This is a genomic window from Klebsiella michiganensis (assembly GCF_002925905.1).
GTDB classification, from domain to species: Bacteria; Pseudomonadota; Gammaproteobacteria; order Enterobacterales; family Enterobacteriaceae; genus Klebsiella; species Klebsiella michiganensis.
Genome location: NZ_PRDB01000002.1, coordinates 335,745 through 351,882 on the forward strand (window position 1 = coordinate 335,745; position 16,138 = coordinate 351,882).

Below are 16,138 nucleotides of genomic sequence, written 5' to 3' on the forward strand. Positions count from 1 at the left end.
CGGATGGATTTATTTTAATAAAAAAACCATCGTGAAATTAAATAAACAGGATGAACAGACCAGAGCCGGCGATGTAAAATCGTGCTCGTGTAGGGTGTCGCCTGAACTTTAGAAATATCGTTTGCACGAATAAGTCATAAGCTAACTCTGCAAAAAATGTTAACACCTGTAGATAATTATGTTAATTGCATAGTTTCTATGCATCATGCTAAAATTGCATAGCTATTATTGCAGGGCAGAGGAACGGATCGGTGCTGGCGAATCTTGAAGTAAAATGGCTTTACGATGTGATTGCCCTTGAGGAATCCAGAAGCTTTACCCTGGCGGCAAAAAGCCGCAATATTTCCCAGTCCTCCTTCAGCCGCCGCATCCAGGCGCTCGAGGCGTCGCTGGGCTTCAGCATCTTCGACCGTTCGGCAAACCCGCTGCAGCTGACCAACCGCGGGAAGATTTTTGTCGGCTATGCGCGAAATATGCTCGACGACATGGACTTCCAGATTAGCCGAATTAAAGGGCTGAACAACACCACCCAGAAAATAAGAATCGACGCGGCGCCGTCGCTTTCCGTTTTATTACTTCCGGAAATCATCGCCGGTTATACCGACCGAAAGAATAAAACTTTTCATGTTGAATCGATTAACGTCAACGATGCAGTGTTCAACCTGAAAGAAGGCAAAAGTGATTTTATCCTGTCGTTTTATAATGAAGAGCTGATGAACTATCCGTTTATCAATCACAAAATTTTTGACTCGGCGCTGCACCTCGTTTCTCCCTGCGATAAACACGGCAGGCCGCTTTTTCATTTACACCGCGGGGTGCTGCCGCTGATGAAATACGCCAACGACAGCTACATGGGGCGCCAGGTGAATCAGGTGATCGACCGCAAGCCGGAGATCACCTTCTCGCTGACCTTTGTCTCCTCGATGAGCGAGCTGTTAAAACGCATGATCCTCAACGGCGACGGCGTGGGCTGGCTGCCGCAGTACTCTATCAAGCGCGAGCTTGAGGAGGGCCGACTGACGATTATGGATGAGAGCCTGTCGCTGCCGATCGGCGCCTATATTTACCGCTCCGGCGCGCGGCTCAACCAGTCAGCCGAGCGCTTCTGGCAGCATATTAAGTCTATGAATACCGTGACCGCATAACTCGCATGGCGGCGGGAAATTCGCTATCATCCGCATCCACTCTCTCTCCGTGCAGCCTGATGTCTACGATTATCGATACCTTTATCGCCCCGCCGTGCCACGCTGAAATCGACATCCTCTACGAGGATGACCATCTGCTGCTGATCGATAAACCCTCAGGCCTGCTGAGTCTGTCGGGGAAAAATCCGCGTAATCTCGACTCGGTGCATTATCGGCTGGTACAGCGGTTTCCCGGCTGCACTCTGGCGCATCGTCTTGATTTCGGCACCTCCGGACTGATGGTGATTGCGCGCAACAAGGCCATCAACGCCGCGCTCTGCCAGCAGTTCAGCCAGCGTGCGGTGAGCAAAGTCTACAGCGCGCTGCTGTGCGGGCATCTGGCGGATGATGAAGGAACCGTTGACGCTCCGATAGCCAAAGATCCGGCGCTGTTTCCGCTGATGACGATTTGCCCGCGCCGCGGCAAGCCTGCCCGCTCCGGCTATCGGGTGGTTGAGCGCCTGCGCTATCAAGGTAGCGTGCCGGTGACGCGGGTCCATCTGACGCCGGAAACCGGCCGCACCCATCAGTTGCGTATCCACTGCCAGTGGCTTGGCCACCCTATTCTGGGCTGCGATCTGTACGGCGGTCTGTTGCTTGCGGGAACAAAACAGGCGCCGCGTCTGATGCTGCACGCCAGCGAACTGCATTTCGTGCATCCGGTTAGCGGAGAGCGGATCGATGCGATAAGCCCCAGCGGGTTTTAACTCGCCCGCTCACCAGCCCTTTTACCGAATCTCTCCCGCACGCTGATTGACGTCGCCGCTTTAATTCGAATCGCGGCATTGCAAATGCAAATATCATATTTGCTCGTTAATCACCGCCTCTGTAGCTTGTGCTCTATTCATGCTTTTCATGAAAGAACATTCAGGGCGCAACGGCTTTATGATTAAACTCGATAATATTCGCAAGACCTACCCCGGCAGCGCGCATGCGGCTATTCGCGGCCTTAATCTGGTGATTAATAGCGGCGAACTGTGCACTTTCGTTGGCCCCAGCGGGTGCGGAAAAACAACCATTCTGCGGATGATTAATCAGCTGGATATTCCTGACGCCGGTGACGTATACGTTCAGGGCGTTAAGCTTGCCGCTGCCGATATTATTCAGGTGCGCCGCCAAATTGGCTTTGTCATGCAAAGCGCCGCCCTCTTTCCGCATCGTACTGTCGCGCAAAATATAGCCACGGTTCCGCGCCTTCTCGGCTGGAGCAAAAAGCATATCCAGGCGCGCATCGACGAATTAGTGGATTTGATGTCTCTCGACCGCAACGTCCTGCCCCGCTATCCGCACCAGCTTTCCGGCGGCCAGCAGGGGCGCGTGGCGATCGCCAGAGCGCTGGCCGCCGATCCGCCTATTCTCCTGATGGACGAACCTTTCGCCGCCATCGACCCGGTGGTTCGCGAGCGCCTGCAGGACGAGCTGCTGTTGCTGCAACAGCGCCTGCGCAAAACGATCGTCCTGGTGACCCATGATATCAATGAAGCTATTCGCCTTGGCGATAGAATCGCTATCTTCCAGGAGGGCGGCGAGCTGGCGCAGTTCGCCACGCCTGACCATATTTTGTCGCATCCGGCCAGCGACTTTGTGCGCCGTTTTATCGGCCCCGAACCGAATCTGCAGCGGCTGGGGAGAATTCAGGTCGGACAGCTCCCGCGTCATGACGTGCCGCTTATTGATGAGAGCCTCTCCCCCATCGCCAGCCCGCATCCGCCGGTCGCCAGTCCGCTGCGCCTGGTGCTGGACAAAAAACGGCGTCCGCTGAACTGGTTCGATCCGGTTAAGCGCCGGACGCTGCCGGTCGACGCGCCGCTGGCGGCCATCAACACGCTGCGCTTTGCCTACAGCGCGCTGCTGGATGCGCCCGGCGGCGTAGTGGTTCATGTCGATACCGACGGTGAATATCAGGGCAGCATCTCCCACGCTCTGCTGCAGAACGTGCTGGAAGGCCACGTGGATCTTCGCCGCTATGATTGACTGGCCGTGGATCCTCGACAACAAAATCATGATCGGTGAACTGCTCTGGCAGCATGTACAGCTGGTGATCGTTTCGCTGTTTTTCGGCACCCTCTTCACCGGCGTATTGATTAGCCTGACGCTGCGCTGGCCCGCGGCCGCCCAGCCGCTGATCTACCTGTGCGGGATACTGTTCACCATCCCGTCTCTGGCGCTGTTTATTCTATTACTGCCGTTTACCGGACTGTCGCTGATGACCTCAATCATCGGCCTGACGCTCTACTCGCTGCTGATCCTGCTGCGCAACGTTATCGCCGGAATAGAGAAACTCCCGGCGACGGTGCTGGAGTCGGCGCGCGCGCTGGGCTATACCCGCTGGTTTCGTTTTGTCGATATAGAGCTGCATCTGCTGCTGCCCTCGCTGTTCGCCGGGTTACGCATCGCTTCGGTGACGCTGGTCGGGCTGGTGACGGTCACCGCCTTAATTGGCCAGGGCGGTCTCGGGCAGCTTCTGTTAGCCGGGTTTAACCAGAACTTTGTCACGCCTATCGCGGTCAGCCTGGTGCTCAGCGTTGTGCTATCTCTGCTGTTGGATTCGCTGATTGCCCGCGTCGGCTATTGGCTAACGCCGTGGGCCCGCTAATGGATATCCTGCAAGCAACATTTCACTGGTTATTACAACCGCAGCACTGGACAGGCGACGCGGGAATATTACTTCGCCTGCGCGAGCATCTTTATTATGTGCTGATTAGCATCGTCGTTGCCTCGGCGATTGCGCTGCCGCTGGGGATTATTCTCGGCTACTGGCGCAAGGGCGCGTTTGTGATTATTAATCTGTTTAATATTGGTCGCGCCATTCCCTCTTTAGGTTTAATTCTTTTATGCATTATTGTGTTTGGCTTTAATGATATTCCGGTCTTTACCGCGCTGGTGGCGATGTCGATTCCGCCGATCCTCACCAACGCCTGGGTTGGCATTTATCATGCCGACCGTCAGCTGTGCGATGCGGCAAAAGCGCTGGGCATGACGCCACTCCAGAGCCTGTGGCAGCTGCGGATACCGCTCGCCGCGCCGCTGATACTCGCCGGCCTGCGGACCGCGCTGGTACAGCTGATCGCGACCGCCGTCGTCGCCGCCTACGCCGGCCTTGGCGGCCTCGGGCGCTTTCTGATCGACGGACTTGGCCAGCGCGATATTCCCCAGGTCATTGCCGGTTCGCTAGTGGTATCGCTGCTGGCCATCGGCTGCGAGCTGCTTTTTTCATTACTCTCCCGGCGCATCGTTCCGGCGCCGGTCACGCAAATAAATTAATTTCCCAACAACAAAAAACCACCTGCAGGTAAAGAGGTATTATGAAGCAGCTATTTAGCATTTCCGCGCATCGTCGCCGCTTGCGTCTTTCGGTATTCACCGCGGGATTATTAAGCTTAAGTTTTAACGCCCTGGCGCAGGACGTCACCATTGGCGGAGCGAATTTCACCGAAAGTTCAATCCTTGCCAATATTTACGCCAGCGCGCTAAAGAAAAACGATATTGCGGTGAAAACCCGTCTTAATCTCGGTAATCGCGAGATTATTATTCCGGCGCTGCAGAGCGGCGAAATTGATATTGTTCCGGAATATCTCGGTGCCCTGCTGAACTATTATGACGGCAAAACGCTGGCTACCAGCCAGAGCGACGTTAGCGCTGAGTTAGCTAAAGCGCTGCCGGCGGACTTTACGCTGCTCACCCCCTCCCCGGCCTCGTCCATTACCGCCTGGGCCGTGCGCGCGGAAACGGCAAAAAAATATCACCTCAGCAAGCTTTCCGACCTGCAGCCCGTGGCCCATCAGCTGACTATCGGCGGCCCGCCGGAATTCCCGGTACGCGCCCTGGGCCTGCCGGGTCTTAAGCGCGTCTACGGGCTTGAATTTAAGGCGGTGAAATCTCTGGATATGGGCGGGCCGCTGACCCGTCTGGCGCTGAACTCCGGCAAAATCGACGTCGCCACGGTCGTCTCTACTCAGGGCAACCTCGCGAAAGAGGATTGGGTGGTCCTGGAGGATGATAAGCATGAGCAGCCGAGCCAGAACGTGGTGCCGCTGGTGCGCAAAGCCAGCCTGACGCCGAAAATCAGCGAAGTGCTCAATGAGGTCTCCGGCAAGCTGAACAACGCCGCGCTGATCGAACTTAACCAGCAGGTCGATCTGCAGCATAAAGATCCGGCGGCGGTGGCCGAACAGTGGGTCAAAACGCACCTCAACGGCAACTGATTGCCGCCATGCCAGGGAAGGCATCACCTCCAACTGAGCCGAGAAAATGCCAAATAATCCTATGATCCTGAACCTTTTCTTCTTCAATCCCCAGGGTGACTACCGCTTTTCCTGGCGTCACCCGCAGGCGCCGGAGAAGGAAATTTTCAGCCTCAAGTACTATGCCGATCTGGCCCGTAAAGCGGAGGCCGCGACGCTCGACGCCATTTTTATTGCCGACCATATCGCTATCTGGGACACGGTGCCCAGCGGCTTAACCCACTACGCTAACGCCCGGCTGGAGCCCATCACTCTCCTCTCGGCGCTGGCGGCGGTGACGGAACATATCGGCCTGATGGGCACGGCTTCCACCTCTTATAACGAGCCCTATAATCTCGCCCGCTATTTTGCCTCCCTCGATTTTCTCAGCAACGGGCGGGCCAGCTGGAATATCGTCACTTCATGGCTGGAGGAGGAGGCGGCCAACTTCGGCCTTGACCACCTGCCGCAGCACGGCAGCCGCTACCAGCGCGCCGGTGAGTTTATTGATGTGGTCACTCAGCTGTGGGACTCGTGGGAAGACGGCGCGGTGCGCTATGACAAAGCCAGCGGGCTGTTTGCCGATTCCAGCAAGGTGCATCATCTTGATTTCGCGGGCGAGTTCTTCCGCGTGCGCGGGCCGCTGAACGTCCCTCGCCCGCCGCAGGGGCATCCGGTCCTGGTACAGGCCGGCTCGTCGGAGGCGGGTAAAAACCTCGCCGCCGCCTGGTCAGATATGCATTTTGTGTTTATCAAATCTATCGCTGAGGGGCTGGCCTACCGCGAAGAGATGAACCAGCGTTTGCGCAGCCACGGCCGGGATCCGGCGCATTTCAAAATCATCGCCGGCGTTTTACCGGTGGTGGTGAATTCAAACGCGGAAAAGGAAGAGCGCCAGCGGCTTAACGAGCAGCTAATGAGCGACCAGATGGCCATCGACCTGCTCTCTTCCTATCTGCGCATGGATTTATCCGCATATCCCGTCGACCAACCGCTGCCGCCGCTGCCGGAGGAAGAGACCTTTGATGGGATCCGCACCGCCCTCAGGCTGATTCGTGATTACGATCCGCAGTTGACGATCCTGGCGTTGGGCAAGCTGCTGTTGCAAAGCTCCGATAGCTGGCTGCTCATCGGCAGCGCCGAGGAGATCGCCAGCGCGCTGACGGAAACCTGGCGCGCCGGCGCCGCCGATGGTTTTAACCTGATGTTCCCGCTGCTGCCGGGGGACTTCGACCGCTTCGTTGAGCAGGTAGTGCCGATTCTGCAGCGCAGCGGCGCGATGCGGGATCGCTATCCGACCGGCACGCTGCGCGAGAAGCTGGGCCTGCCGGTCGTCGAAAACCGCTTCGCCCGCGGGGATGGCAAACCGCTGGCTTCATAGCGCGGCTGTTCCCCGGCTTGCGCTGCGCTTAGCCGGGCTACGGGTTCACAACCGTCTGCGGATCGGTAGCCCGAACAGGCGCAACGCGCCGCCTCCGGGGAAGGTGCTGTGCCTGAAACCTCGGTGCGGTTTCTTCCCGGCTTGCGCTACGCTTAGCCGGGCTACGGGTTCACCGCCGTCTGCGGATCGGTAGCCCGGACAGGCGCAATGCGCCGCCTCCGGAGAAGGTGCGCTGCCGGATGCCTTGCTGCGGTTTTCTTCCCGGCTTGCGCTGCGCTTAGCCGGGCTACGGGTTCACAACCGCCTGCGGATCGGTTGCCCGGACAGGCGCAACGCGCCGCCTCCGGGGAAGGTGCGCTGCCTGATGCCTTGCTGCACTTTTCTTCCCGGTGGCGCTGCGCTGACCGGGCTACGGGTTCACAACCGTCTGCGGATCGGTAGCCCGGACAGGCGCAACGCGCCGCCTCCGGGAAAGGTGCGCTGCCGGATGCTTTGCTGCGGTTTTCCTCCCGGTGGCGCTGCGCTGACCGGGCTACGGGTTCACAACCGTCTGCGGATCGGTAGCCCGGACAGGCGCAACGCGCCGCCTCCGGGGAAGGTGCTGTGTCTGAAACCTCGGTGCGGTTTCTCCCCAGCTTGCGCTGCGCTGACCGGGCTACGGGTTCACAACCGCCTGCGATCGGGTAGCCCGGACAGGCGCAACGCGCCGCCTCCGGGAAAGGTGCGCTGCCGGATGCTTTGCTGCGGTTTTCCTCCCGGTGGCGCTGCGCTGACCGGGCTACGGGTTCACAACCGCCTGCGATCGGGTAGCCCGGACAGGCGCAACGCGCCGCCTCCGGGGAAGGTGCGATGCCGGGTGCCTTGCTGCGGTTTTCTTCCCGGCTTGCGCTGCGCTTAGTCGGGCTACGGGTTCACAACCGTCTGCGGATCGGTAGCCCGGACAGGCGCAACGCGCCGCCTCCGGGGAAGGTGCGCTGCCTGGTGCCTTGCTGCGGTTTTCTTCCCGGCTTGCGCTGCGCTTAGCCGGGCTACGGGTTCACACCGTCTGCGGATCGGTAACCCGGACAGGCGCAACGCGCCGCCTCCGGGAAAGGTGCGCTGCCGGATGCTTTGCTGCGGTTTTCTTCCCGGTGGCGCTGCGCTGACCGGGCTACGGGTTCACAACCGCCTGCGGATCGGTAGCCCGGACAGGCGCAACGCGTCGCCTCCGGGGAAGGTGCGATGCCGGGTGCCTTGCTGCGGTTTTCTTCCCGGTGGCGCTGCGCTTAGCCGCGCTACGGGTTCACAACCGCCTGCGATCGGGTAGCCCGGGCAAGGCGCTTGCGCCGCGGCCCGGGGAAATTGCCGCCTACAGCCGCACGACGCCCCTGGCCGCCGCCTCATCACGCCACGCCAGCAGCGGCTGATAGTCCGCGCGCCGCATATCGCTGTAGCCGCAGATAAACAGCGCTTCGCAAAGCGGCCGGTAGCGTTCATCGCTCACCAGCTGCTGCAATGCCTCTCTCAGCAGCCCCAGCGTCGCCGCGGACGTCGTCGCCGACGTAATCAGCGGCAGACCCGGGGCGAGCGGGCTGCGCGCAATCACCGCCAGCCCCGCCAGCGCCTCCGGCTGATGACGCTGCAGCAGCGCCCAGGTCACGCAATCAATGGCGGCAATATCCGCCGTCCCCTGCTGAAGTTCACGCAGCGACTGGCGATGGCTGCCGCTAAACGCGACCGCCGAGAAGAAACGCCCATCGCGCGACAGCGGCGCGACCATGTTTAACAGCACGTTATAGCCGGACTGGGAATCCGGCGAATTGCACACGACCCGACGCCCGCGAAAATCCGCCAGCGTCTGACCACCGTCCGCCTCACGTACCGCCAGCAGGCTGCGGTAGTTCCGCCCTTCGCATCCGGGCGCGGAATAGTGAAAACAGCCGACCGTTTGCACTGCCGGCAGCCGCATCATCAGCGGATAACCGCAGGTCTGGCTCAACAGCAGCGCCGGATGGCGCCAGTGCGTCAGCAGATCCTCAGGTACCTGATACGACAGCATATCCTCCTCCACCACGCCGCGGGCCGCCAGCAGCTGCCGCACCGCCCGCCAGAGCGCCTGAGTATCCTCGTCATTCACCGCGTACATCGGAAACGCCAGCCTTTCACTCATGCTCTTCATCCGCCTTACCCTGCTGGTTGAACCCGGGATGGGCATTCACCGCCACCGGCCTGGCAAAAAAATGCCGCAGCCATTCACCGTAGCCGCGCACCACAAACCCGGCGTTGCGCCGCTGATACTCCGCCTGATTATGCAGATAGATTTTTCGCAGCCCGTACCACGGTACCCCCGGCAAATCGTGATGCACTGAATGGTAGTTGAGATTGAGGAACAGCACCCGCCAGACCAGCCCCGCCTCGTTAATCACCGAACGGGCCAGCGGATCGTCCGCGGCGCGGTGTTCAAGGAAAGAGCGCACTTTGGTCAACGCCAGCGCCGGGTAGCTGATAGCCAGCACGAAGTAAAGCGGCGAAAAGCCGAGGTGATTCATCCACGCGAACAGCGCCGCCAGCAGCAGGCCGTGAACCAGCCACATCGCTATTGTGTTCACCCGCCGGTGTCGAAATGCCGCCAGCGCGCTGCCGAGCGTCTGGGCAATATCCAGCAGCGGCGCCACCAGCAGCCTGCCGATAAACGTATTGCGCAGATGAATAAGGCTACGCTGCCAGGGGGCAAAACGCTGCCAGCTCTGCGGCGTAAAATAGTAGGATTCCGGATCGTCAACCGGCTGCGTCAGCAAATGATGATGATGGTGCGCCAGGTGCGAGTCGCGGTACAGCCCGTAGGGATACCAGACCGCCAGCGGCAGGGTCCCCAGCAGCTGGTTAAACCATGGTCGCGACGTGGGGTGACCGTGAATAAGCTCATGCTGCAATGACATATACCAGGCGGTGAACCAGATGAGCAGCAGCGTGGCGGGGAAAATGCCCAGCTCGCGCCACCAGGCCAGCGAGGCAAACCAGCCGCCGTAGACGGCAACGATCAGTAGCCAGGTGGGCAGCTCGCTGCGCCACAGCCAGCTACGGGAAAACTGATGAATCCGCTCGCGCTGCTGCGGATGCAGATAGACCGACCTGCTTTTTGCCATTCCTGCCACTGCCTTTTCGCGTTATCGTTTGATCCTCCGAAGATGTGAGATAACGCGTTAAATAACAAAGAATTTAAATCGCTTAGCTTTGCCAGAAAATCACCTTAGCCCTCGTTGAGCACGATGATATAACGCCACCCGGCGAGCATGCTCACGCCCGCGCACGCCAGCAGCGACGCACCCAGCGATTGCCCCCACCCGGCCGCCAGCAGACCGGCGCCAATCAGGACATAATAAAACAGGCCGAAAAAGGCGCCGGCGGTGCCCCGACAGTCGCCGTAGGCGCTCAGCGCCGACCCCAGCACCAGCGGGATCGCCATGGCCCAGGCAAGGGTGACCAGCGCAACCGGCGCCACAAACCAGATTGATTCCCGCAGCACGTACACCGCGACGCCGCCGACTAAGTGCAGAATGCAGGCGATGGCGAGAATCCGCCCCAGCGAGACATTCCGACGCAGCAGCCGGTGGTTAAGCAGCGCGCCGAGCAGCGAACCCGCGGCAAGCGCCATGCCGCTGTAGCCAAACGTCAGGGCATCAAGATCGAATCGGGCGAACAGAAACGGAGCCAGGCTGTAGTAGCTGAACAGGCTGACGTTAAATGCCGCCACCAGGATTGCCGCCAGGGCGATACGCGTATCGCCCACCATCCGCCGCAGCACGTGAAGAAACGGCCCTCTCCTGAGGTTTTGCGGACGCGTTTCCGGCATCAATGCCAGGCAGCCCAGCAGAAGCGCGGCGGCCAAAAGCGCCAGCGCGCTGAATACGCCGCGCATCCCCCAGAGGGCGGTCAACCCGCCGCCGATATAGACCCCGACGGCCGGGCTCACCGCCAGCGCCAGGCCGATAAACGAAAAAATTCCCGCCAGCTGCCGCCCGCGATAGCAGTCCCGCAGGACCGTCTGCGTCACCACTGAACCGGTTGCCGCGCCAGCGGCCGTGACGATCCGTGCCGCCAGCAGCAGCGAAAAATCCGTCGCCCACAGCGCCATCAGGCACCCCAATGCGTAAACCCCTAACCCCGCCAGCAGGGCCGGACGCCGGCCGTAGCGATCGCTGAATCCGCCCCACAGCAAAACGCCGACGGCAAAACCGATAAAGTACACGGAAAGGGTTAGCGCCGCCTGCGGCGCGCTCACGGAAAAACGGGCGCTGATATCGGTCAGCGCCGGGCTATAAATCGTTTCCGCTATTTGCGGAAACATCAGTAGCGCGGTCACCAGCACCAGCGCGGCACGTCCCAACATATCCACCTCCTGATTAACAAGAGGCGCTATTGTAGGGAAGCCGTTTATCGAACATTATAAACATAATGACTTTAAATATCGGAAATCAGACATTATGGCCTGGCTTGACGCTGACGCGGCATTCGATCCGGATGCGTTGAAAAGTAGCCTGATTGGCGTGCAGTCGGCGCTCGGTAACCACGACTCCGGCAGCCACCGGCATAAGATGGCGCAGATCCTGTTTACCCGTCAGGGATGCGTGCGTTTAACGCTCGACGATGGCGCCCTGCTGTGCCTGCTGCCGCCGGGGCGCGCGGCGTGGATCCCCGCTGAAGTCAGCCATCGCGCGGAGATGAAAAACATTGTCGACTATCGTTCCGTCTGGTTTCAGCCGCAGCGTTACCCTCAGTTGCCAACGCAGTCGGCGATACTCAACGTGGTGCCGCTGCTGCGCGAACTATTAGAGCGCATCAGCGCCAGCCCCTGGGATACCGACTGGGAGGCCGAGCCGGCACGGCATCTCGCCGCCCTGTGCCAGGCGGAAATTCGCGCCGCCGCGCGGGAGCCGATGATGCTCGCGCTGCCGCAGGATAAACGGCTGGCGATGGTTTGCGGCGACGCGCTGCCGCCGCCGCTTGGGACGCTCGCTGCCCGCTGCGGCGCCAGCGAAAAAACCATCAGCCGACTGTTTCGCCGCGATACCGGGATGTCCTACCAGCAGTGGCGTCAACAGTGGCGATTAATGAAAGCGGTCGAGATGCTGGCAACCGGGGAGCGGATTACCGATACGGCGCAGGCGCTCGACTTCGCCAGCGACAGCGCCTTTATCTACTTCTTCCGCACCATGACCGGCATGACGCCGGGGCGTTATTTTTCCGCCTGATGGTGGCCGCCCGGCGTGAACGGCGGCAGCTTCAGAAAGGTGCTCTGCAGCCCTTCGGACCACGCTTTGCGAATGGTATTGAAATAGGGATCGTTTTCGGTGATCCGATGCTGTTCGGCGCTGCTCAGGCTACCGCTGCGGTACAGCAGGGTGTCCAGCGGCAGCCCCACCGAAAGATTGCTGCGCAGGGTGGAGTCGATCGAAATCAGCGCGCAGCACATCGCCTGCTCCAGGGGAGTATCGATGGTCAGAACCCGGTCGATAATCGGCTTGCCGTATTTGCTCTCGCCAATCTGGAAATAGGGCGTGTCGCGCGTGGCTTCAATAAAGTTGCCTTCCGGATAGATATGAAACAGCCGGTGCGTTTCGCCGGCGATCTGCCCACCGAGCAGCAGGTTGCAGTTGAAGTTGGTATTGCCGCAGTTCTGCTGATTGCTGCTGTCGCGCTGAATCACCTCCTGTAAGGTTTTGCCGATCAGCATCGCCGCGTCGTATAGCGAGGTCACCTGCATCAGGTTAGGCTCCTGCTGGGTGCGAATGCGGGCGCTGAGCAGGCTAATCACGCTCTGAGTGGTGGCCAGGTTGCCCGCCGACTGCAGGACCATGACCCGTTCGCCATCCTGATGGAAAACGTGCAGTTTTTTAAACGTTGCAATATGGTCCACTCCCGCGTTGGTGCGGGAGTCTGAGGCAAATACCAGTCCATCTGACAAACACATGGCCACACAGTAGGTCATCGTTTTTTGTTCCTGCCGTTATTGCTGCTGCGCCTGCTGCGAATGCTCGCGCACTTCAGCGTTAGTTAACATGATTTCCCCCCCGCCGCCGAGGCGGGTGCCGCGTACCGGGCACGCATCAAGATAGTCCAGCCCGGTCGCCAGCCGCAAATGTTGATTCAGGCTGCGCGTGTTATTGGTGATATCAAACGACTGCCAGCGCTCGTTGAGCCACACTTCGGCCCAGGCGTGCATGGCGACGTGCTCGGCGTTATCGCTGTAAACGTAGCCGCTGACGTAGCGCGCCGGGATCTCCAGCGCCCGGCAGCAGGCGAGAAACACGTGGGTGTGATCCTGGCAAACCCCTTTCGCGCGCGCAAAGGCATCGGCGGCGGAGTCCTGCACCTGGGTGGCGCCCGGCGAATAGGGCATTCTCAGCAGCAGCTCGGCCATTAACCGGTTCAGGCTCTCCTCCTGCGCCTCCGGCTGATACCAGCGCTGAGCGAATTCGCGGATCGGGCCGTCAGCGCGGGTGAGCGGCGTACAGCGCAAGAAAACCAGCGGCGACAGCAGCTCCTGCGGCTCCGCGCCGATGTCGTCCCCCTCTTCGGCGATATCGACGATCCCGCTGGCGCGGATGGTAATCTCTTTATGCGGATTATCCAGCGTCAGCACGTGCAGCACGTTGCCCCAGGCGTCGGTGGTGGCGACGGCGGAACCGTCCGGCAGGGTTAACGTCCAGGCGGTGATCTTCTGCCGACCGCTGCTGCGCGGCGTCAGGCGCAGATACTGGGTCGAAAACTTTACTTCTTCATCGTAGCCGTAGCGGGTCAGGTGATCGATAACCAGTTTCATAACGCCTCCAGATAGGTTTGTCTGATGCTGTCGGAAAGCGCGTTAATCCGCGCCAGCAGTGCATTAAGGGTGACCTGTAAATCGGCCTGCGCCAGATCGTCGCGGGTGCTGAAACGCAGGTCGACGTTGAGCTGGTGCGCCAGCCGCAGCGGCAAGTGCGAGCGGTCGTTGGCAATCTGTTCCAGCTGCCCGACGAGGTCGGAAATACTCGCTCTCAGCGATCTCGGCACATCGTTGCGCAGGATCAGCAGCTCCATCACCGTTTCGCGGCTGACCGGCTGGCGGTAAATGCTGTTGTAGGCCTCGCGGGCGCTGACCGCATTAAGTAGCGTATCCAGCCGGTAGTACTCGCGTACCGGATCGGGATCGCTGTTCAACTGCTGATCCTTAATCAACAGCAGCTGCGCGGTGGCGGATGCCCGCTCGATCAGCGTCCCGATCCCGATAAAGCTCAGGGCGTCGTTACGCAGCAGCGTGCCGAGGATCGCCCCGCGAAACAGATGTACCCGCTCTTTTACCCACTCAAAGAAAGCGTCGTTGCCCAGCTCGCCGATCCCCTGCTGGCGCAGCTTTCGCAGCTCAATGCGCGTGGCGTTGATGCTTTCCCACACCTCCGCCGACAGGCTGCCGCGCACCGCATGGGCGTTGTTCCACGCCATCTCGACGCAGCTGAAAATGCTGTACGGGTTGTTGCCGTCGAGCGCGAAAAAATTAAGCAGGTTGCTCATAGTGAAACGCGCGTGCCGCGCCTGAAACAGCTCATGGGTCAGCGACAGATTCAGCGGCAAGGCTAAATCCCGCGACTGCTGGCTGTGGCGGGGGATCATCGACAGCTTCCAGGTCACGTCCAGCACCCGGGCATAGCTTTCCGCGCGCTCAAGGTAGCGCGCCATCCAGAAGAGTTCACTCGCTGTGCGGCTTAACATGATTCATCATCCTCCATCACCCAGGTATCCTTGGTGCCGCCGCCCTGCGACGAGTTCACCACCAGCGAGCCTTCGGTTAGCGCCACCCGCGTCAGCCCGCCGGGAACCAGGCGGATCTCCTGGCCGGAAAGGACGAAGGGACGTAAATCGATATGGCGGGGCGCCAGCCCCTCGTCGACAAAGGTTGGGCAGGTCGACAGCGCCAGGGTGTCCTGGGCGATATAGTTGGCCGGATTCGCCAGCAGGCGCTGGCGAAACGCATCGCGCTCCTCTTTGGTCGAGCGCGGGCCAACCAGCATGCCGTAGCCGCCCGCGCCGTGAACCTCTTTCACGACCATCAGTTCAAGATTGCTCAGCACGTAGCTGAGATCCTCCGCCTTACGACACTGCCAGGTGGGAATATTGCTCAGGATCGGTTGCTCGCCCAGATAGAAGCGGATCATCTCCGGTACGAAGGGGTAGATCGATTTATCGTCGGCGACGCCGGTACCGATGGCGTTGGCCAGCACCACGCCCCCGGCGCGATACACCGATAGCAGCCCCGGAACGCCTAGCATGGAGTCGGCGCGGAAGGCCAGCGGGTCAAGGTATGCGTCGTCGATACGCCGGTAAATGACGTCCACGCGCCGCGGTCCTTCGGTGGTGCGCATGTACACCGCCCCGGTTTTAATAAACAGATCCGCGCTTTCCACCAGCTCAACGCCCATCTGCTGGGCCAAAAAGCTGTGTTCAAAATAGGCGCTGTTAAACCGCCCCGGGGTCATCACCACCACGCACGGATCGTCCACCGGCGAGCTTTCGCGCAGCGTTTGCAGCAGATAGCTGGGGTAGCGTTCTACCGGCGCAATATGGTGCTGTTCGAACATTTCGGGATACAGCCGCATCATCATTTTGCGGTTTTCCAGCATGTAGGAGACGCCGGAGGGGGTGCGCAGATTATCCTCCAGCACGTAATACTGGCCGTCGCTGTTGCGCACCATATCGACTCCGGTGATATGGGCGTAGGTGTTATTGGGTAAATTTATCCCCTGCATACAGGGTTGATACTGTTCGTTCGCCAGCACCTGTTCGGCCGGGATCAGCCCCGCGCGAAGGATATTTTGATCGTGGTAGATATCGTAAAGAAAAGCGTTGAGCGCTTTCACCCGCTGGCGGATGCCGCGGTCAATCCGCTGCCACTCGCCGGCGGGAATAATACGCGGCACGCTGTCGAAAGGGATCAGTCGTTCGGTGCCCTCATCCTCGCCGTAGACGTTAAAGGTGATGCCGATGCGGTGAAAGAGCAGCTCCGCCTGCTCTTTCTTCTGCCGGATAGAGAATTGATCGGTACTGCGAAACCATTGCCACCAGGCGTTATAGTGCTGACGCTGCTCTCCCTGTGCGGTAAGCATCTCATCATAATAATGCCCGTCAGGAAGCGTTATTTTTATCATGGCCGTCTCCTCCGGTTGTACTCACTTTGAGGTAATCCCGGTAAGAGATAAGCATTAATTATGCCAGGTAACGCAGCGCGGCGGCGCGGCGTTACGCTGTTATGCCATGACGCTGAATTGAATAAAAAACAATCAGACGCTTTGCTTATTTATGGCCTGTTTTTCGCTTAAAGCGCACCAATTTGGGGC

General features: G+C 59.9%; 15 protein-coding genes. 8 read left to right on the top strand and 7 right to left on the bottom strand.

Translation table 11 applies throughout. The features are described 5' to 3' along the window. Window positions 1–251 precede the first annotated feature (251 nt). From CDA56_RS08670 to CDA56_RS08700, 7 genes are all read left to right on the top strand, one after another. A complete protein-coding gene (locus CDA56_RS08670; protein ID WP_004851947.1) occupies window positions 252–1,145 on the top strand; it encodes a LysR substrate-binding domain-containing protein in 894 nt (297 codons plus the stop codon). A 59-nt stretch (window positions 1,146–1,204) separates the two neighbouring features. Then, the gene (locus CDA56_RS08675) at window positions 1,205–1,891 is read left to right on the top strand and encodes an RluA family pseudouridine synthase (protein WP_102803473.1); all 687 of its coding nucleotides are present in this window, start codon (window positions 1,205–1,207) and stop codon (window positions 1,889–1,891) included. 178 nt (window positions 1,892–2,069) lie between these two features. Further along, window positions 2,070–3,158, top strand: a complete 1,089-nt coding sequence (locus CDA56_RS08680) for an ABC transporter ATP-binding protein (protein ID WP_025108425.1) — start codon at window positions 2,070–2,072, stop codon at window positions 3,156–3,158. Continuing rightward, the gene (locus CDA56_RS08685; protein ID WP_025108424.1) at window positions 3,151–3,780 is read left to right on the top strand and encodes an ABC transporter permease; all 630 of its coding nucleotides are present in this window, start codon (window positions 3,151–3,153) and stop codon (window positions 3,778–3,780) included. The genes CDA56_RS08680 and CDA56_RS08685 overlap by 8 nt, the downstream gene beginning before the upstream one ends. Next, window positions 3,780–4,448: an ABC transporter permease gene (locus CDA56_RS08690; protein WP_014229784.1), complete on the top strand. Its 669-nt coding sequence runs from the start codon at window positions 3,780–3,782 to the stop codon at window positions 4,446–4,448. Before CDA56_RS08685 ends, CDA56_RS08690 begins: the two co-directional genes overlap by 1 nt. A 41-nt stretch (window positions 4,449–4,489) precedes the next feature. After that, window positions 4,490–5,389, top strand: a complete 900-nt coding sequence (locus CDA56_RS08695) for an ABC transporter substrate-binding protein (protein ID WP_025108423.1) — start codon at window positions 4,490–4,492, stop codon at window positions 5,387–5,389. 61 nt (window positions 5,390–5,450) lie between these two features. Further along, window positions 5,451–6,788 (top strand): LLM class flavin-dependent oxidoreductase, encoded by a 1,338-nt coding sequence (locus CDA56_RS08700; protein WP_086073790.1) that lies wholly within the window; start codon window positions 5,451–5,453, stop codon window positions 6,786–6,788. Window positions 6,789–8,136: 1,348 nt separating this feature from the next. Here CDA56_RS08700 and CDA56_RS08710 read toward each other — a convergent pair. From CDA56_RS08710 to CDA56_RS08720, 3 genes are all read right to left on the bottom strand, one after another. Beyond that, entirely contained in the window at window positions 8,137–8,937 is an 801-nt protein-coding gene (locus CDA56_RS08710; RefSeq protein ID WP_103814086.1) for a phosphate/phosphite/phosphonate ABC transporter substrate-binding protein, read from the bottom strand. Continuing rightward, a complete protein-coding gene (locus tag CDA56_RS08715) occupies window positions 8,930–9,913 on the bottom strand; it encodes a fatty acid desaturase (RefSeq protein WP_014229788.1) in 984 nt (327 codons plus the stop codon). Before CDA56_RS08715 ends, CDA56_RS08710 begins: the two co-directional genes overlap by 8 nt. 104 nt (window positions 9,914–10,017) lie before the next feature. Beyond that, entirely contained in the window at window positions 10,018–11,157 is a 1,140-nt protein-coding gene (locus CDA56_RS08720) for a Bcr/CflA family efflux MFS transporter (RefSeq protein WP_048263753.1), read from the bottom strand. Window positions 11,158–11,251: 94 nt separating this feature from the next. On the opposite strand from CDA56_RS08720, the gene CDA56_RS08725 reads away from it, so the two are divergent. Then, the gene (locus tag CDA56_RS08725) at window positions 11,252–12,019 is read left to right on the top strand and encodes an AraC family transcriptional regulator (protein WP_025106160.1); all 768 of its coding nucleotides are present in this window, start codon (window positions 11,252–11,254) and stop codon (window positions 12,017–12,019) included. On the opposite strand, the gene CDA56_RS08730 is transcribed toward CDA56_RS08725, so the two are convergent. The 4 genes from CDA56_RS08730 to CDA56_RS08745 are packed head-to-tail and all read right to left on the bottom strand — an operon-like array spanning window position 12,004 to window position 15,949. Beyond that, window positions 12,004–12,756 carry a proteasome-type protease gene (locus tag CDA56_RS08730; protein ID WP_025106159.1) on the bottom strand — a complete coding sequence of 251 codons (753 nt, stop codon included), beginning with the start codon at window positions 12,754–12,756 and terminating at the stop codon, window positions 12,004–12,006. The genes CDA56_RS08725 and CDA56_RS08730 overlap by 16 nt on opposite strands. An 18-nt stretch (window positions 12,757–12,774) precedes the next feature. Next, window positions 12,775–13,590 carry a transglutaminase family protein gene (locus tag CDA56_RS08735; RefSeq protein WP_014229792.1) on the bottom strand — a complete coding sequence of 272 codons (816 nt, stop codon included), beginning with the start codon at window positions 13,588–13,590 and terminating at the stop codon, window positions 12,775–12,777. Then, on the bottom strand, window positions 13,587–14,516 hold the full coding sequence (locus tag CDA56_RS08740; RefSeq protein WP_004103215.1) for an alpha-E domain-containing protein: 930 nt from the start codon (window positions 14,514–14,516) through the stop codon (window positions 13,587–13,589). The genes CDA56_RS08735 and CDA56_RS08740 overlap by 4 nt, the downstream gene beginning before the upstream one ends. After that, on the bottom strand, window positions 14,510–15,949 hold the full coding sequence (locus CDA56_RS08745) for a circularly permuted type 2 ATP-grasp protein (RefSeq protein WP_014229793.1): 1,440 nt from the start codon (window positions 15,947–15,949) through the stop codon (window positions 14,510–14,512). The genes CDA56_RS08740 and CDA56_RS08745 overlap by 7 nt, the downstream gene beginning before the upstream one ends. Window positions 15,950–16,138 lie beyond the last annotated feature (189 nt).